Origin of the sequence: Arthrobacter sp. SLBN-112 (assembly GCF_006715225.1) — a bacterium.
Classification (GTDB): domain Bacteria; phylum Actinomycetota; class Actinomycetes; order Actinomycetales; family Micrococcaceae; genus Arthrobacter.
The window spans coordinates 151,639-166,793 of sequence record NZ_VFMU01000001.1; the positions used below are offsets into that span (position 1 = coordinate 151,639).

15 protein-coding genes and 2 pseudogenes are annotated in these 15,155 nt (G+C 68.3%); 8 read left to right on the plus strand and 9 right to left on the minus strand.

Annotation, left to right across the window (positions count from 1 at the left end; genetic code table 11):
• Window positions 1-252: 252 nt before the first annotated feature.
• Window positions 253-834 (minus strand): TetR/AcrR family transcriptional regulator, encoded by a 582-nt coding sequence (locus tag FBY33_RS00770; RefSeq protein WP_142028865.1) that lies wholly within the window; start codon window positions 832-834, stop codon window positions 253-255.
• A 66-nt stretch (window positions 835-900) separates the two neighbouring features.
• On the opposite strand from FBY33_RS00770, the gene FBY33_RS00775 reads away from it, so the two are divergent.
• Window positions 901-2,091: an MFS transporter gene (locus FBY33_RS00775; RefSeq protein ID WP_235010253.1), complete on the plus strand. Its 1,191-nt coding sequence runs from the start codon at window positions 901-903 to the stop codon at window positions 2,089-2,091.
• A 19-nt stretch (window positions 2,092-2,110) separates the two neighbouring features.
• On the opposite strand, the gene FBY33_RS00780 is transcribed toward FBY33_RS00775, so the two are convergent.
• Window positions 2,111-2,536, minus strand: coding sequence for a DUF302 domain-containing protein (locus tag FBY33_RS00780; RefSeq protein WP_142028866.1), 426 nt, complete (start codon window positions 2,534-2,536; stop codon window positions 2,111-2,113).
• Window positions 2,537-2,581: 45 nt separating this feature from the next.
• Window positions 2,582-2,839, minus strand: coding sequence for a metal-sensitive transcriptional regulator (locus FBY33_RS00785; protein WP_142028867.1), 258 nt, complete (start codon window positions 2,837-2,839; stop codon window positions 2,582-2,584).
• A gap of 125 nt (window positions 2,840-2,964) precedes the next feature.
• On the opposite strand from FBY33_RS00785, the gene FBY33_RS00790 reads away from it, so the two are divergent.
• The 7 genes and pseudogenes from FBY33_RS00790 to FBY33_RS00820 all read left to right on the plus strand — a co-directional run bounded on the left by FBY33_RS00790 (window position 2,965) and on the right by FBY33_RS00820 (window position 8,155).
• A complete protein-coding gene (locus tag FBY33_RS00790; RefSeq protein ID WP_142028868.1) occupies window positions 2,965-3,582 on the plus strand; it encodes a rhodanese-like domain-containing protein in 618 nt (205 codons plus the stop codon).
• The gene (locus FBY33_RS00795; RefSeq protein ID WP_142028869.1) at window positions 3,579-4,337 is read left to right on the plus strand and encodes a sulfite exporter TauE/SafE family protein; all 759 of its coding nucleotides are present in this window, start codon (window positions 3,579-3,581) and stop codon (window positions 4,335-4,337) included. The genes FBY33_RS00790 and FBY33_RS00795 overlap by 4 nt, the downstream gene beginning before the upstream one ends.
• Before the next feature lie 20 nt (window positions 4,338-4,357).
• Window positions 4,358-4,699 (plus strand): rhodanese-like domain-containing protein, encoded by a 342-nt coding sequence (locus FBY33_RS00800; protein WP_142028870.1) that lies wholly within the window; start codon window positions 4,358-4,360, stop codon window positions 4,697-4,699.
• A gap of 64 nt (window positions 4,700-4,763) precedes the next feature.
• Window positions 4,764-5,060, plus strand: coding sequence for a rhodanese-like domain-containing protein (locus FBY33_RS00805; RefSeq protein ID WP_142028871.1), 297 nt, complete (start codon window positions 4,764-4,766; stop codon window positions 5,058-5,060).
• 57 nt (window positions 5,061-5,117) lie between these two features.
• Window positions 5,118-5,258, plus strand: a pseudogene (locus tag FBY33_RS00810) (thiol reductase thioredoxin); the annotation flags it as partial.
• Window positions 5,259-5,368: 110 nt separating this feature from the next.
• Window positions 5,369-6,769: an MBL fold metallo-hydrolase gene (locus FBY33_RS00815; protein ID WP_142028872.1), complete on the plus strand. Its 1,401-nt coding sequence runs from the start codon at window positions 5,369-5,371 to the stop codon at window positions 6,767-6,769.
• A 115-nt stretch (window positions 6,770-6,884) separates the two neighbouring features.
• Window positions 6,885-8,155 (plus strand): annotated as a pseudogene (locus FBY33_RS00820) (MFS transporter).
• Window positions 8,156-8,164: 9 nt separating this feature from the next.
• Here FBY33_RS00820 and FBY33_RS00825 read toward each other — a convergent pair.
• Genes FBY33_RS00825 through FBY33_RS00850 form a run of 6 tightly spaced genes read right to left on the minus strand, consistent with a single transcriptional unit; the run spans window position 8,165 to window position 15,078 of the window.
• Window positions 8,165-8,407: an acyl carrier protein gene (locus tag FBY33_RS00825; RefSeq protein WP_110541580.1), complete on the minus strand. Its 243-nt coding sequence runs from the start codon at window positions 8,405-8,407 to the stop codon at window positions 8,165-8,167.
• A 13-nt stretch (window positions 8,408-8,420) separates the two neighbouring features.
• Complete coding sequence (locus tag FBY33_RS00830) at window positions 8,421-9,845, minus strand: 2-oxo acid dehydrogenase subunit E2 (protein WP_142028873.1); 1,425 nt, start codon at window positions 9,843-9,845, stop codon at window positions 8,421-8,423.
• Window positions 9,838-10,842, minus strand: a complete 1,005-nt coding sequence (locus FBY33_RS00835) for an alpha-ketoacid dehydrogenase subunit beta (protein WP_142028874.1) — start codon at window positions 10,840-10,842, stop codon at window positions 9,838-9,840. The genes FBY33_RS00830 and FBY33_RS00835 overlap by 8 nt, the downstream gene beginning before the upstream one ends.
• On the minus strand, window positions 10,839-11,894 hold the full coding sequence (gene pdhA, locus FBY33_RS00840) for a pyruvate dehydrogenase (acetyl-transferring) E1 component subunit alpha (protein ID WP_142028875.1): 1,056 nt from the start codon (window positions 11,892-11,894) through the stop codon (window positions 10,839-10,841). The genes FBY33_RS00835 and pdhA overlap by 4 nt, the downstream gene beginning before the upstream one ends.
• A complete protein-coding gene (gene acsA, locus FBY33_RS00845; protein ID WP_142028876.1) occupies window positions 11,891-13,741 on the minus strand; it encodes an acetate--CoA ligase in 1,851 nt (616 codons plus the stop codon). Before acsA ends, pdhA begins: the two co-directional genes overlap by 4 nt.
• Complete coding sequence (locus FBY33_RS00850) at window positions 13,738-15,078, minus strand: phosphoribosyltransferase (protein WP_142028877.1); 1,341 nt, start codon at window positions 15,076-15,078, stop codon at window positions 13,738-13,740. The genes acsA and FBY33_RS00850 overlap by 4 nt, the downstream gene beginning before the upstream one ends.
• Between the last annotated feature and the right edge of the window lie 77 nt (window positions 15,079-15,155).

Below are 15,155 nucleotides of genomic sequence, written 5' to 3' on the forward strand. Positions count from 1 at the left end.
GGTGAACCGGTCAGAAGGTGGAGGGGCTTGGGCATATGTGAAGGAGGGTCATCCATAATCAGGAAATTCTACCCGTTCAGAATGTCTGCCCCTCCCCTTATCGCAGCAGGACTACCCGGAGGGCTTCAACCCGTGTGGTTTAGCCCAAGGCCATCTACTCCTTTTAGGTGGTGCCGGTATGGAACCGGCTGGGATGGGTACGCCATCGATTGATTCAATCCGGCTTCGCACACTACGCCGTCCTGGCAGGCGTCAATTGCGGCGGTGCGCCTGAGCTGCTGAGCGGGCCAGTCGGCGGCCGACGTCAATCGGTGAATGGGGGTAGCCGCGCAGGAAAGCAGTCAGGGTTCCGGTGTAGGCCAGGAGTACCTCGTCGGCCAGCTCTTGAGCCCGCGGGCCGGCGAGGGGGCGTGAGAAATGCAGGAGCCGGGTGGCGAGCAGGGCGGTATCCGCGGCGAGGACGGCGCTGATCTCTTCTGCGGCTGCGGGAAGCTCGGTGGCGGCAGCCAGGAAGGCGCACCAGCGTGAAGGGTGGCCCTGGTCGCGCCGGTAGGAGGCAAGGGCGTCAAACACTGCCAATAGCCGCGCCATATCGTTATCGGCCGCCACGATGTGCTGGTCCCAGACTCCCTGCCAGTCCGCCAGCCTGACTCTCAAGGCTTCAGCGACCAGTGCGTCCTTGCTGCCGAAATGCGTGTACAGGGTGGCGGCAGAGACCTCCGCCTGCTGCAGCAGTGCATCGACGGGAGTGGCCCGGATGCCCTGGTCGAACAGAACTTGATCGGCTGCCTTGAGCAAGCGTGCGCGGGCTGGAAGTCGCGGGCCGGTGGTCACAACCCTACTGTAACTGCCCCTATTGCAGAACGCTAGTTCTACTGTACTGTAACGATCGTTCTGGTCTTGGCGTTTGAGGAGGATCCCGTGCGGGCGATGGTGGCCAGCGGAATGGCATTGATAGCGGCGACCTATGGGCTGGCGCGCTTCGGTTACGGGCTTTTCCTGCCCCGGTTCAGCGAGACCTTTCAGATGGGCTCGGCCATTGCAGGATTCATCCAGGCCGGAAGCTTCCTCTCTTTCTGTTTGGCGGCAGTTCTCACTTTGCGCCTTGCTGCCCGTCCAAGGCTCGTCGTCATGTGCGCGGGCATTACCGCTGCCCTGGGATCGATGGGTGTGGCACTTGCGCCTAATGTCGACTTCCTCGGGATGAGTGTCGTCCTGGCCGGCGCCGGCGCCGGGTTCGCCACCCCGGGCCTGGTCACGTTCATCGAGCGCAACATCGCCCCGGCCCGCCAGGAAAGCGCGCAGACGATTGTTAATGCCGGCACCGGAGCGGGCATAGTCGTCGCGGGCATCCTCATGCTCCTCACGACTGGCCAATGGCGCCTGGGCTGGGTGGCAATCGCTGCCCTGGTCACTGTCGCAGCCATCGCGACCCTCCGTGCTGACCGGGGTACTGACCGGGCGGTCGGCCGCGACCGCCCGGTTGGCCCTCCATCTCAGGTGCGGGTCCGCGACCTGATGCCACTGGCCTGGCCCATCGCCGCGGCAGTCCTGGCCGGCGCATCCAGTGCCGCGATCTGGACTTTCGGCCGCACCGTCATGGCCGTGTCCCGCCCGGCTGACGAGACATACTCCATCCTTGCGTGGATGGTCCTGGGCGCCTTTGGGGTACTGGGCATGACTGCCGGAAAGATCGTGCAGGCCTGGAGCCCGCGGACGGCCTGGAACCTGACCTCGTTGGCCATGGCAGGGGCCACCGTCGTGCTGGGCGTGGCACCGGGCAGTCCCTTCACCGCGTATACCTCCGTGGCGCTGTTCGCCGCCAGCTACACTGCCCTGTGCGGGGTTCTGATCATCTGGGCCATCCGATTGGTTCCCGGCTGCGCCGCCGAAGGCACTGCCGCCCTGTTCATCGCCCTCGCCATCGGTCAGGCGCTTGGCTCGGCAACACTTGGAGTCCTGTTTGACCACGTCTCACCGGTCCTGGCCTTCACCGTGGCCGGAATCCTCGGAATCCTCGCAGTACTGCCGGCAACGAAATGCCGGCCTGACACATCCTCCCGCCCGGCACTACGGCAGCGGACCCCATGAGATTTTATTCGTTGTGCCATTAAGGCGAGTGGCTGGTCGTTCCGCCCAGCTCGGCCAGAGCCTTGCGAAGGCGCGTGCCGGCGTCGTCCGCCACTTCCTTAACGGAAGGGGCGCTACTGAGCTGCACCATAGTCTGCGGGTCGATGGCTTCCACCGTAGTAACGTCCGCCGACTGGTTACGGCGCACCACCACGTTGCAGGGCAGCAAGGCGCCCATTTCCGGTTCAGCCGCGAGTGCCCGGCTGGCAAGGGCCGGGTTACAGGCACCGAGGATGATGTAATCCCCGACGGCGTCCGCGGCTTCGGCGCCGAGCTTGGCTTCGAAGGTGGAACGGACGTTGATTTCCGTCAGGATCCCGAAGCCCTGCGCGGCAAGGGCCGCGCGCGTGCGGTCCACGGCCTCCGCCCAGGGCACGGAGACGGTGGTGGCCAACGTGTACGTCATGTTGCTCCTCAAAGTTGCGTCGGGTCCGGCGGTTCGGAGGTGGGGTTAGGCGAGGGAGAGGAAGAGCTTCTCCAGGTCCTTCCGGTCCATGCTTCGATCCTTCTGGGTGATGCACTGCTCCAGCCCGGTGGCGATGATGGCAAAGCCGGCGCGGTCAAGAGCCTTGGACACGGCCGCCAGCTGGGTGACGACATCCTTGCAATCGCGGCCTTCCTCAAGCATGCGGGTGACGGCGGCGAGTTGGCCCTGTGCTCGCTTGAGGCGGTTGATCACAGGAGTGAGTTCGGTTGGGTTCAGTTCCATAAGGGCGTCTCCATCGATGGGGGTTCTGCTCTCAACTGTATACCCCCTCGGGTGTTTTGACTACCCCAGGGGGTATCTGCAATACTCGGTGGGGTATCCACCCGACCCCTTCCGAGAGGCCACCAATGACTCCCCCTTCCAAAGCACCCGCCGTCACCGCACTCGCCCCTGAAGCTCTCCAGTCCTGGATCAAAGAGCACCAGGACCTTGTGGTAATCGATGTGCGTTCCGCCGCTGAATTCGAATCCATGCACATCCGCGGCTCCTACAACGTGCCACTGCCGCTGCTGTCCGAGCACACTGACGAGCTCGCCGCCCGGCTGGGTTCGCGTGTGGTCCTGGTCTGCCAGTCCGGCGTGCGTGCCGAGCAGGCCCGCCAGCGCATGGCCACCGTTGGCCTGGACACCGCTTACGTCCTCACCGGCGGAGTTCCCGGCTTTGCTGCCGCCGGCGGCGACGTGGTCAAGGGCAAGGACCGCTGGGACCTGGAGCGCCAGGTGCGCCTGGCCGCCGGCTCCCTGGTGATGCTGGGCCTGGCCGGAGGCAAGTTCGTCTCGCCCAAGGTCCGCATGCTGGCCGGCGCCATCGGCACCGGACTGACGTTCTCGGCCGCGACCAACACCTGCGCCATGGGCAAGGCCCTGTCTGCCATGCCATGGAACAAGGCCGCCAAGGAACCCACCCGCGAAAGCGCCATCCTGCAGCTTCCCGCGCAACCGACTGAAGAGGGCGCCGCGGCATGATCCCGGCCCTGGGTTTGGGGCTCATCGTCGGCGTCGTCCTGGGCGTGGTGGGCGGTGGCGGGTCGATCATTGCCGTTCCGGCCCTGGTGTACGGCGTGGGCATGAGCCCCGCCCAGGCCATTCCCACCTCCCTGCTGGTGGTGGGGATATCCTCCCTGGCAGCCCTGCTGCCCCGGATCCGGGAAGGCCTGAACTGGCCGGTGATCGCACTGGTGGGGGGCGCGGGCATTCCGGCGGCCTGGGCCGGTGCAGCCGTAGGCAAGCTGCTGGACCCGAATATCCTGATGCTGGCATTCGCCGTGATCATGGTGGCCGCCGGCATCCGGATGCTCACGAAGACCCGTGAAACTGAGGGGTCCTGCAGCACCGGGCCACACCGGGCCTTCCGGTCCTGCGCCCCGAAGGCCGTGGGCGTTGGCCTGCTCGTGGGGTTCCTCACCGGACTGCTCGGCGTGGGCGGCGGCTTCCTCATCACCCCAGCACTGACCATCTTCCTCGGCCTGCGCATGAAACAGGCCGTCGGAACATCCCTGGCCATTATCGTCATCAACTCCGCCGCCGGGTTCAGCGCCCACGCTGCCGGTTACACCATCGACTGGGCCACCACCCTGGCATTCGCGGTACCGGCCATCGTCGGATCAATGGTTGCCGCACGGTTTGCCCGCCGGCTGAAGGACAAACACATCCGCATCTCATTCGCCGTACTCATCTTTGCCGTCGCGGCCTGGGTCACCGCCGGCACGGTCACCGCCTGACCCAAAGACAGGAGAGCACTATGGGACTGATCGATTCCCTCAAGAAGGCCTTCAGCAAGCCCTACAAGACCATATCTGTGGCACAGGCCAAGGAACTCATGGGTTCCGGCGCCACCCTGATCGACGTCAGGTCAACCCAGGAGTGGCGGACCGGACGGGCGCCGCAAGCCAAGCACGTCCCCCTGGACCGTCTGCAGGCCAGCACCGCCGGCATCCAGAAGACCCATCCGGTCATCGCAGTCTGCGCCTCCGGAGTTCGCTCGGCCTCGGCAGCCCGGCTCCTGGCCGCCAAGGGCTACGACGCCTATTCAGTGCGCGGCGGAATGGCCGCCTGGCGCCAGGCCGGCGAACCCGTCCGCTAGGCAACGGATACGAACAAACGCTCCCCTTCACCCCAGCCCAATAACACTTCAAAGGAGAAACACCATGGCTGAAATCACCATCATCGAAGCCGATCAGCGCCGCTCCACAGCCCGGATCCTCTACGTCCGCGAGGACTTCGAGGTCGCCGAAGGCACGATCCCCGGCGCCCTGCACATCCCCATGGGCCAACTGCAGGCCCGCCTGGGCGAGCTCGATCCCGCTGTGCCCGTGATCGCCGTCTGCCGCAGCGGCAACCGCAGCGCCGCCGTCGCGGACGCGCTGAACGGCGTCGGCTACAAAGCGGACACCATGGCAGGCGGCATGACCGCCTGGACCCGCGCCGGACTCCCCACCACCTAATCCCTGCCGTACCAAGACCGGTCCGAAAGGACACGACAGACCATGGCAACCATCGACATGATGGCCTTCAAGGACAAGACCCTCGTCTTCTCCCAGCCCGGCGCGCTCAACGCCGCCGGACTCAAGGAAGTCATCCAGGCCGTAAGAAACCTGGACATGGACAAACTCCGCGCCGAAGCCGGCCACCAGCACACCTGACCCCGGGTCCGAAGAAGGAGCATCTCTCTCGTTGCGTTATACCCCCCGGGGTATCTATACTGGATTTAGAACAAACCTCCCACCCCCTTTCAACCGAAGGAGAGCACCAGATGCTTATCGAGCGCATTTACGACGAAGACCTCGCGCAGGCCAGCTACCTGATCGGCTGCCAGGCCAAGGGCGAAGCCATTGTGGTGGACGGCCGCCGCGACATCGCCGTCTACCAGGACATTGCCGCCAGGAACGGCATGAAGATCACCGCCGTCACCGAAACCCACATCCACGCCGACTACCTCTCCGGCACCCGCGAGCTGGCCGCCGCCACCGGCGCCAAGATCTACGTCTCCGGCGAGGGCGGACCGGACTGGCAGTACGAATTCGACGGCGAGCGGCTGTACGACGGCGACACCATCAGTCTGGGCAACATCAGCATCAATGCGGTCCACACCCCAGGGCACACGCCCGAGCACCTGTCCTTCCTGGTGACCGACGGCGCCTTCAGTGACCAGCCCGGCTACCTGCTCTCCGGAGACTTCGTCTTCTCCGGCGACCTGGGCCGGCCCGACCTGCTGGACGAAGCAGCCGGCGGCATCGACACCCGCTTCGTGGGCGCAAAGCAGCTCTTCGCCAGCCTGCGCGACAAGTTCCTCACCCTGCCGGACTACGTCCAGGTCCACCCCGCCCACGGCGCAGGCAGCGCCTGCGGCAAGGCACTGGGTGCCATCCCTTCCTCCACGGTGGGTTACGAACGCCTCTACGCCTGGTGGGGCCCCTACCTCGCGGCCAACGACGAGCAGGGCTTCATCGACGAACTCCTCGAGGGCCAGCCCGACGCCCACGCCTACTTCGGCCGGATGAAGCGCGAAAACCGGGTAGGCCCTGCCATCATGGGCGAACGTGCCCCGCTGCAGGAACTGGACACCGCCAGCGTCGCCAAGGCCCTGGCAGAGGACACCCTGACCTTCATCGACACCCGCTCCAACGACGAAGTCCACCAGGGCACCGTGGTCCGGTCCCTGAACGTTCCGGCCGGCAAGTCCGTTGCCAGCTACGGCGCGTGGGTGGTCAACCCGGAGACGGACAAGAACCCGCTGGTGCTGCTGGCCAAGGACCAGGAGCAGGCCCAGGACATGTGGGACCACCTGGTCCGCGTGGGCATCGACAACGTGGCCGGCTACCTCACCGGCATCGAGGGGCTGCCCACCTTCACGCCGAAGCTGATCCAGCCCGAGGACCTCGAAAAGTTCGACGCCGCCATGGTCCTGGACGTCCGCAACAAGACCGAGCACAAGGCAGGGCACGTGCCTGGCTCGTACCAGCTCAGCGGAGGCCGCCTCATGTGGCACCTGGACGAGCTGCCTGCGGAAGGCACCATCGTTTCCTACTGCCAGTCCGGCGTCCGGAACTCCGTCGCCGCCAGCGCCCTCCGCCGTGCGGGGTACGACGTCGTCGAACTCGATGGCAGCTACGCCGCCTGGAACGCCTGGCAGAACAGCGTCCCCGCCGCCTAACCAGGGCCACCCCAAAGACCGCCGGGGCAGGACCCCCCTCCTGCCCGGGCTCACCGCCCGGGCGCGCCCCCACGCGCCCGGGCCGCTTTTGACTCCAACGGAATGGAAACCCTTGATGCCCGGCAAAGCCCTCCCCCGTCACGACGCCGGTTCACCCGGCGCTGTACTGGGCCTGCGGCAGAACCTGGCGCAGTTCATGCTGCTGGTGGCCGTTAACGCCCTGGTGGGCGGCACCCTGGGCCAGGAACGCACCGTCCTCCCCCTGCTCGCATCCCAGGCATTCCACCTGGACCTGTACACCGGTGCGCTGACGTACATCCTCGCCTTCGGCCTGTCCAAGGCCGCCATGAACTACTTCGCCGGCACGCTCTCGGACCGCTACGGCCGTAAACCCGTCCTCGTGGCGGGCTGGCTGGCCGCGGTACCCGTCCCCCTCATGCTCATCTTCGGGCCGTCCTGGGGATGGATCGTTGCGGCCAACGTGCTGCTCGGCATCAGCCAGGGCCTCACCTGGTCCACGGCCGTGATCATGAAGATGGACCTCGTGGGCCCCCGGCAGCGCGGACTGGCCATGGGCTTCAACGAGGCCGCGGGCTACCTGGGAGTGGCCGTCACCGCACTCGCCACCGGCTATCTGGCCACCGCATACGGGCTCCGACCTGCCCCGTTCCTGCTCGGCGCCGCGTACATCGCCCTGGGCCTGGGCCTGACAGTCCTGGCCGTCCGGGAGACCCACCACCATGCCAGGACCGAGGCCTCACAACATGCCGGCGCCCACGGCAGCGCCCACGCCGGCCTCACTACCGGCCAGGTTTTCACCCTCACCAGCTTCAAGGACCGTTCCCTGTCCGCAGCCAGCCAGGCGGGCCTGGTCAACAACCTCAACGACGGCCTGGCCTGGGGCCTCTTCCCCGTCCTGTTCGCCGGTGCGGGGTTGAGCCTTGGCGAGATCGGCATCCTGCCGCCGCCTACCCTGCCGCCTGGGGCGCCGCCCAACTGGTCACCGGCGCCGCGTCAGACCGGTGGGGCCGGAAATGGTTTATCGCCGCCGGCATGCTGGTCCAGGCCGTGGCCCTGGGGATCACCGCCTCAGCGCACAGCTTCGAACCATGGCTCGCCGCCGCCGTCGTGCTGGGCCTGGGAACCGCCATGGTCTACCCCACCCTGCTCGCCGCCGTCGGCGACGTCGCCCATCCGGCCTGGCGGGCCCGCTCGGTGGGTGTCTACCGGCTGTGGCGCGACGGCGGATTCGCCGTCGGTGCCCTCCTGTCCGGCGTCCTCGCCGACCTGTACGGCATCCCTGCCGCCATCGCCGCCGTCGCGGCGCTCACCGCAGCCTCCGGCGTTGCCGTCCGGATGCGCGGGAACGACCACGCCGCGGGCTGACGCAACGCTTTACCCGTGCCCGGCGACGTACGTGACCAGCCCGGCCACGGTAGCCACGGCGGGATAATCCGCCTCCGGGATGTCCACCCCCGTACCCTCCGCAATGACTTCCACCAGGCGGAGGAAATCCAGCGAGTCCAGCTCCAGGTCCTGCCGCAGCCGTGCGCTGTCTTCCAGGTCCTGGGGCTCGACGTCGGGCGCCACCTTGCCGATCGCGGCCTCCACCGCCTGGCGCGCGTCCTGTTCGTTCACGGCTCCTCCTCACTCACAACTTCTCCGGTGCCTGCAGCAGTTCGTCGATGCGGGCAAGGAAACGCCCCCCGCGCAGCCCGTCGCTCACCCGGTGGTCCGCGGACAGCGTGGCGATGGCGGCGTGCCGGATGCCGAGCATTCCGTTGTGCGCCCACGGCTGCTCCAGCACCTTGCCGAAGCCCACCATGGCTACCTGCGGCGGGTAGATCACCCCGTACACGCTTTCGACGCCGAGATCGCCCAGGTTGGTCACGGTGATGGTGGGATCAGCCATCTCGGCGCGCTGCAGCCGGCCCGCCCTGGCGCGGCTGACCACGTCACGCAGCTGGTCCATGAGCTGGTCCAGGCTGAGCGTGTCGGCGTCGTGCAGGGCCGGCGCCACCAGGCCGCCGTGCCGCAGGGCCACCGCCACGCCCAGGTGCACACTGCTGCTGGCCTGGAATGCGCCTTTGGTGAAGAAGCCGTTTATGTCCGGCACCTCCTTCGCCGCGAGCGCGGTCGCCTTCAGCAGCAGGGCGGACGGAACCAGGCGCGATGACACGGGCCGCTGCTGGTTCGCGGCATGCATCCACGCCATCGCCGCCGCCAGGTCAAGGGTGGTGGACAGGTAATAGTGCGGAATCTCCTTCTTGGAGCGGGACATCAGTGCGCCGATCGCCTGCCGCAGGCTCTCCGCCTTGCCGCCGGCCGCCGTCGGCTGTTTCCGCCTTGGTGCCTCCGCCAAGGGTTCGGGCCGGGCTTCCGGCTGTGGGGTTTCCGACGGCGGTGCTTCCGCAGGCCTTTCCGCGGCGGGTTCCTTGGGTGCCCGGCCCCGGGGCGGAACGGCGGCGAGCACGTCTTCCTCGGTGACCGCACCGCCGGGCCCTGTCCCCGCGATTGCCTGCAGCTCGACGCCGAGCTCTGCGGCCAGCCGCCGGGCCAGCGGGGACGACCGGACGCGGTGGGTTTCAGCCGCCGGTGCAGCCGGCGCTTCGGCAGCCACTTCTGAAGCAGTCGGTGCTTTGGTGACGGACGCTGCTGCAGCGCGTTCGACGTCGGCCCTCACCACCTCGCCGCCGGGCCCACTGCCGCTGATGCGTCCGACGTCGACCCCCAGTGTGTGCGCAAGGTGCCGCACGGGCGGCGGGACCTTTGAACCCCGTTCTGAGCGGGCGTTGGGGGAAATGGTGCCGGAGGTGAGCGGGGGTGGCGGGAGTTCGGCGGGGGTGGCGGTAATCCGGGCGATGGGGGTGCCCACGTCCACGGTGTCGCCGATGTCCACCAGGAACTCGGCCACCACGCCTTCCTGGAACGACTCGATGTCCATGACGGTCTTGTCCGTGTCCACCGCCGCCACCAGGTCGCCTTTGTGGATGTAGTCCCCGGGCTTGACCAGCCACTCCACCACTTTGCCGTGCTCCATGTCCGCGCCAAGGGACGGCATCCGGAGATCAGCCATTGGCCCCCACGGCCCTTCGCGCCGCGGCCACGACCCGCTCCACGGACGGCAGCGCAGCCTCCTCAAGGTGCTTGGCGTACGGGACGGGCACCTCCAGGCTGCAGACGCGTTCCACGGGGGCGTCGAGGTCGAAGAAGGCCTGCTCACAGATCCTGGCCGAGATCTCGGCGGAGATGCTGCCGCTGCGCCAGCCTTCGTCCACCACCACCGCGCGGTGCGTCCTGGCCACACTGTCCACGACGGTGTGTGCATCCAGCGGGCGGAGGGTGCGCAGGTCGATGACATCGGCATCAATGCCCTCCCCGGCCAGCTGCTCAGCGGCGTCCAGCACCATGGGCAGGGTGCCGCCGTAGGTGATGAGCGTCAGCGTCTCCCCGTGTGAGTCCCCCCGGCCGTCCGCCCGGCGCAGGAGCGCCGCCTTGTCGATGTCCACGGCCCCGGCGTCGTCGTCGAGCTCCCCTGCCATGTTGTACAACGAACCGTGTTCGAAAATCAGCACCGGGTCGGGGTCCTGGAGGGCGGTCCACAGCATGCCGCGGGCGTCAGCCAGCGTGGCCGGCGCCAGGATGCGCAGCCCGGGAATGTGTGCGTACCAGCCCTCCAGGCTGTGCGAGTGTTGGGCGCCCAGCTGCCGTCCGGCGCCGGTGGTCATCCGGATGACGATGGGCACGTTGAACTGGCCGCCGGACATGTGCAGCAGGGTGGCGGCGTTGTTGATGATCTGGTCCAGCGCCAGCAGGCTGAAGTTGACGGTCATGATTTCCACGACGGGACGCATCCCGCCCAGCGCAGCCCCGATCCCGGCGCCTACGAACCCGGACTCCGAGAGCGGCGTGTCGCGGATCCGCTCCGGCCCGAACTCCTCCAGCAGTCCCAGGCTGACCGCAAAGCTGCCGCCGTACCGGCCAACGTCCTCCCCCATGAGGAACACCCGTTCGTCGCGCTGCATGGCGTCGCGGAGACCCGCGCGCATGGCTTCCCGGTAGGTGGTTTTCATCCTGCCGCCCCACCTTTCCCTGCCTCGCCGACGCCGGCGGCCCCGTTGCCTGTACTGCTGTCATCGGTCCGGTCGCTGTAGACGAACCGGGTGAGTTCGGACACCGGTTCCGGCGTCCCGTTCTCGGCGAATCCGACGGCGGTGCTGATCTCCGCGTCCACGTCTGCCGTGAGCGCAGCCCAGGTCTCCTCCGGCAGCTGCCCCGCCGCCTGCATGCTCCCCCGCAGCAGGCTGATGGGGTCCCGCTCCATCCACCGGGACACCTCGGATTTCTCCCGGTACAGCTCCGGATCGAACATGGAGTGGGCGCGGAACCGGTACGTGCGCAGCTCCAGGAAATGCGGGCCGCCGCCGGACCGGACAGCGTCCACCGCGCGCCGGGCAGCTTCCTCGACAGCGAGCACGTCCATGCCGTCCACCGCCCAGGCGGAAATCTCATACCCGGCGGCCTTGAGGGCGATGTCCGTCTGGGATTCGGAGCGGCCCAGTGCGGTTCCCATGGCGTACAGGTTGTTTTCGCAGCAGAACAGCACCGGCAGCTGCCACAATGCGGCCAGGTTCATGCTTTCGTGGAACTCGCCTTCGGCCACGGCCCCTTCGCCGAAGAAGCAGACGGTCACCCGCTGGCGTCCGGCCATCCGGTCCGCGAGCGCCAGGCCGACGGCGAGCGGCAGCCCGCCTGCCACGATGGCGTTTCCGCCGTAGAAGCGGGTGGCGGCGTCGAAGAGGTGCATGGAGCCGCCGCGGCCGCGGCAGCAGCCCTCGGCGTGCCCGTACATTTCGGCGAGGATGGCCCCTGCCGAGACGCCGCGCAAGAGGGCGTGGCCGTGTTCACGGTAGGTTGCCACCACCGCGTCCTCCGGCGAAAGGGTCTCCATAATCCCGGCCGCCACGGCCTCCTCGCCGATGTAGACGTGCAGGAAGCCGCGGATCTTGGCGGCGCTGTACAGCTCGATGCATTTTTCCTCGAGCCGGCGCACCCGCAGCATCTGCCGCAGGAGGTGCAGGGCGTGTTCCGGGTCCGGGACGGCCTGGCCCCTCAGGGTGCTCATGGCCGGTCCTTCAGTGTCACGGCGGATCCTGCCGGGGATTCCAGCGTCGAGGTGTCGCCTTCGGGCAGCCCAAGCTCGCGCGATTTCAGGAGCCGCCGCAGGATCTTGCCGCTGCGTGTCTTGGGCAGGGCGGTGGTGAAGTCCAGCAGCCGGGGCGCCACGGCGGCGCCCAGCCGTTTCCGCGCGAACCCGATGATTTCCAGTTGCAGCTGCTCCGTGGGCTCGTTCCCGGGCTTGAGTTCCACGAACGCTTTGACCACCTCGCCGGCCACGGGGTCCGGCACCCCGATCACGCCGGCTTCGGCCACTGCCGCGTGCTCCATCAGGCAGCTCTCCACTTCGAAGGGGCCGATCAGGTGGCCGGAGGACTTGATCACGTCGTCGCCGCGGCCGACGAACCAGAAGTAGCCGTCGCCGTCGCGCTTTGCCAGGTCCCCGGTGAGGTACCAGCCGCCGGCGAAGCAGCGCCGGTAGCGCTCCTCCTCGTTGATGTAGCCGCGGAACATGGACGGCCAGCCGGGACGCAGCGCCAGCTCGCCCATGGTGTCCGGCCCGGTGACCAGGACGGCCTGGCCGTCCTCGATGATGGGTTTGCCGTCGGCGTCGCGGGCCACCAGGGCCGCCTCAATCCCTGGCAGCGGCCGGCCCATGGAGCCGGGGCGGATATCCATGGCGGGATAGTTGGCGATCATGATGCCGCCGGTCTCGGTCTGCCACCAGTTGTCGTGCACCGGCAGGCCCAGGACGTCCTGGCCCCACACCACCGCCTCCGGGTTCAGCGGCTCCCCCACGCTGGCGATGAAGCGCAGCGCGGAGAGGTCGTGCCCGGCGGCTCTTTCCGCGCCGGCCTTCATCAGCATCCGCAGCGCGGTGGGGGCTGTGTACCAGACCGTGACGCGCTGCTCCGCGAGGATCCGGTACCAGCGGTCCGCGTCCAATTCCTCCTCATCCACAATGGCGGTGACCCCGTGCACCAGCGGCGCGATGATGCCGTAGGACGTACCGGTCACCCACCCGGGGTCGGCGGTACACCAGTAGATGTCGTCCGGGTGCAGGTCCAGGGCGAAGCGGCCCGTGGCGTAGTGGGCGGTGACGGCGTCATGGACGTGGATGGCACCCTTGGGCGTGCCCGTGGTGCCGCTGGTGAAATGGAGGAGGGCCATGTCCCCGGGCTGGGTGTCGGCGATCTCCCCCGCAGGGTCCGCCTGGGCCAGGAGCTCGCCCAGGTCAAGGGTTTCCGGTTCCGGGCTGCCGTCCGCATCCACCAGCAGGATGTGGCGGAGTCCGGGAAGGGAGTCCCGCAACGGCGCCACCTTCTTGCGGTACAGGGCCCTGGTGGTCACCAGCACCCTGCCGTCCCCCAGGTGCAGCCGCTGCCGTACCGGTTCGGGGCCGAAGGCGGAGAAGAGCGGGCAAAAGACGCTGCCGTTCCGGAAGGTGCCCAGCACGGCGGCATACAGTTCCGGGCTGCGGCCCAGGAGTGAGAAGACCCGCTCGCCGCGGCCCACCCCAAGGCCCTTAAGCATGGCCGCGAACCTGCCGCTCCGGCCTGCAAGGTCGGCATAGCTCAGGGACCGGGTGCCGCCGTCGGCCCCCACGAAGCGCAGGGCTTCCTTGCCGCCGCGGCCTTCCGCCACGTGGCGGTCCACGGCCTCATAAGCGATGTTCAATCCCCGGCCGCCGGGCAGCCCTGCCAGCGCCTGCCGCGCCTGGTCCCAGCTGAAGCCGCGCCGGGCGGCATCGTAATCAGGCATGTTGGGCTGGACTGGGAAGGCGGCCACATCCTTGCGGATGGCCGGCCAGCGCGTGGACCCTTCCACCCGGGCGCCGGTGCTTGCCGTGTTCATTCCCTGGCCTCCGGCCTGGACCGTCCCACCGGTGATGGCAGGAGGTACTGCCGGAACCAGTCCGCCGCGAGGCTCGCTGCCATGGCCAGGGTGCCGGGTTCCTCGAAGAGGTGGGTGGCTCCGGGGATGATCTCCAGCCGGGTGGGGGCCTGCATGGCTGCCATGGCCTGGCGGTTCAGGGCCAGCACCTGGTCGTCGGCGCCGCCGACAATCATGAGGGTGGGGGCTTGCACGGCCGCGAGCCGCGGCCCGGCCAGGTCCGGCCGGCCGCCGCGGGAGACGACGGCGGCCACCTCGGCCCCGGGCTCGGCTGCGGCCCACAGCGCGGCGCCGGCTCCGGTGCTGGCACCGAAGTAGCCGATCCGGCCGGCGGAACCGTCATGACGCGCTTCGAGCCAATGGGTTGCGGAGGAAAGCCGCTGGGCCAACAGGCCGATGTCGAACACGTTGGCCCGGGTGACCTCCTCTTCGGGCGTGAGCAGGTCGAGGAGCAGCGTGCCCAGGCCAGCCCCGTGCAGGACGGAGGCCACGAAGCGGTTGCGGGGGCTGTGGCGGCTGCTGCCGCTGCCGTGCGCGAAAAGGACGGTACCGCCACACCTGGCCGGCAGGTAGAGGCTGCCGCGCAGGACAACACCGCCTGCCGGAATTTCGACGTCGTCCGCCAGGCTGCCGTTCACGCCTTCCCCGCCGCGGTGGTGCGGTGCTGGTGCAGCCGCATCCAGCAGCTGCACCACTTCGCCATCGCCCGTGGGCGAGAAGTCGTGGTAGTAGTAGCCCACGGCCCGGAAGTCCTGGGGCGAGAGCAGGCACACGATGTCGTCCGGTTCCTTGAGTTCAACGATGGCGCGTGCGGGGGCAACAGGAATGGCAAGGACCACCTTCGCCGCCCCGAGCTGCCGGGCCACCTGGCAGGCAACCCTTGCGGTGGAGCCGGTGGCGATGCCGTCGTCCACGATCACCACGGTGCGCCCGGTGAGGTCAAGCCGCCGGCGTCCCTGGCGGAACCGCTCCACCCGGCTTTCCAGCAGTGCCCGCTCCTGCCGTTCCACCTGTTCCAGGTCCTCCTGGGAAACTCGGGCCATGGAGATGGTGCGCGGATCCAGGACCCGGACACCGCCTTCCCCAATGGCTCCCATGGCCACCTCGGGCTGGAATGGAACGCCGAGTTTCCTTACCACGATCACGTCAAGTGGCGCCTCGAGGGCCTTGGCCACCTCGAATGCCACGGGGACGCCGCCGCGGGGCAGGCCCAGCACCACGACGTCCCGGCCGCGCAGGCCGGCAAGCCGCTTGCCCAGCCGCCGCCCGGCGTCGGACCTGTCATGAAAGGCAGCCATCACCGTCACCCGCCCGCGGTGGACCCGCCAGGCGGGAGTTCCGCCATGGCCTCCAGTGCTGCACGTGCGGCCGGACG

Coding starts and splice junctions, on each gene's coding strand:
- FBY33_RS00780 (WP_142028866.1), bottom strand. CDS start 2,536: ATGACGTACACGTTGGCCACCACCGTCTCCGTGCCCTGGGCGGAGGCC.
- FBY33_RS00785 (WP_142028867.1), bottom strand. CDS start 2,839: ATGGAACTGAACCCAACCGAACTCACTCCTGTGATCAACCGCCTCAAG.
- FBY33_RS00790 (WP_142028868.1), top strand. CDS start 2,965: ATGACTCCCCCTTCCAAAGCACCCGCCGTCACCGCACTCGCCCCTGAA.
- FBY33_RS00795 (WP_142028869.1), top strand. CDS start 3,579: ATGATCCCGGCCCTGGGTTTGGGGCTCATCGTCGGCGTCGTCCTGGGC.
- FBY33_RS00800 (WP_142028870.1), top strand. CDS start 4,358: ATGGGACTGATCGATTCCCTCAAGAAGGCCTTCAGCAAGCCCTACAAG.
- FBY33_RS00805 (WP_142028871.1), top strand. CDS start 4,764: ATGGCTGAAATCACCATCATCGAAGCCGATCAGCGCCGCTCCACAGCC.
- FBY33_RS00815 (WP_142028872.1), top strand. CDS start 5,369: ATGCTTATCGAGCGCATTTACGACGAAGACCTCGCGCAGGCCAGCTAC.
- FBY33_RS00830 (WP_142028873.1), bottom strand. CDS start 9,845: ATGGCTGATCTCCGGATGCCGTCCCTTGGCGCGGACATGGAGCACGGC.
- FBY33_RS00835 (WP_142028874.1), bottom strand. CDS start 10,842: ATGAAAACCACCTACCGGGAAGCCATGCGCGCGGGTCTCCGCGACGCC.
- pdhA (WP_142028875.1), bottom strand. CDS start 11,894: ATGAGCACCCTGAGGGGCCAGGCCGTCCCGGACCCGGAACACGCCCTG.
- acsA (WP_142028876.1), bottom strand. CDS start 13,741: ATGAACACGGCAAGCACCGGCGCCCGGGTGGAAGGGTCCACGCGCTGG.
- FBY33_RS00850 (WP_142028877.1), bottom strand. CDS start 15,078: ATGGCTGCCTTTCATGACAGGTCCGACGCCGGGCGGCGGCTGGGCAAG.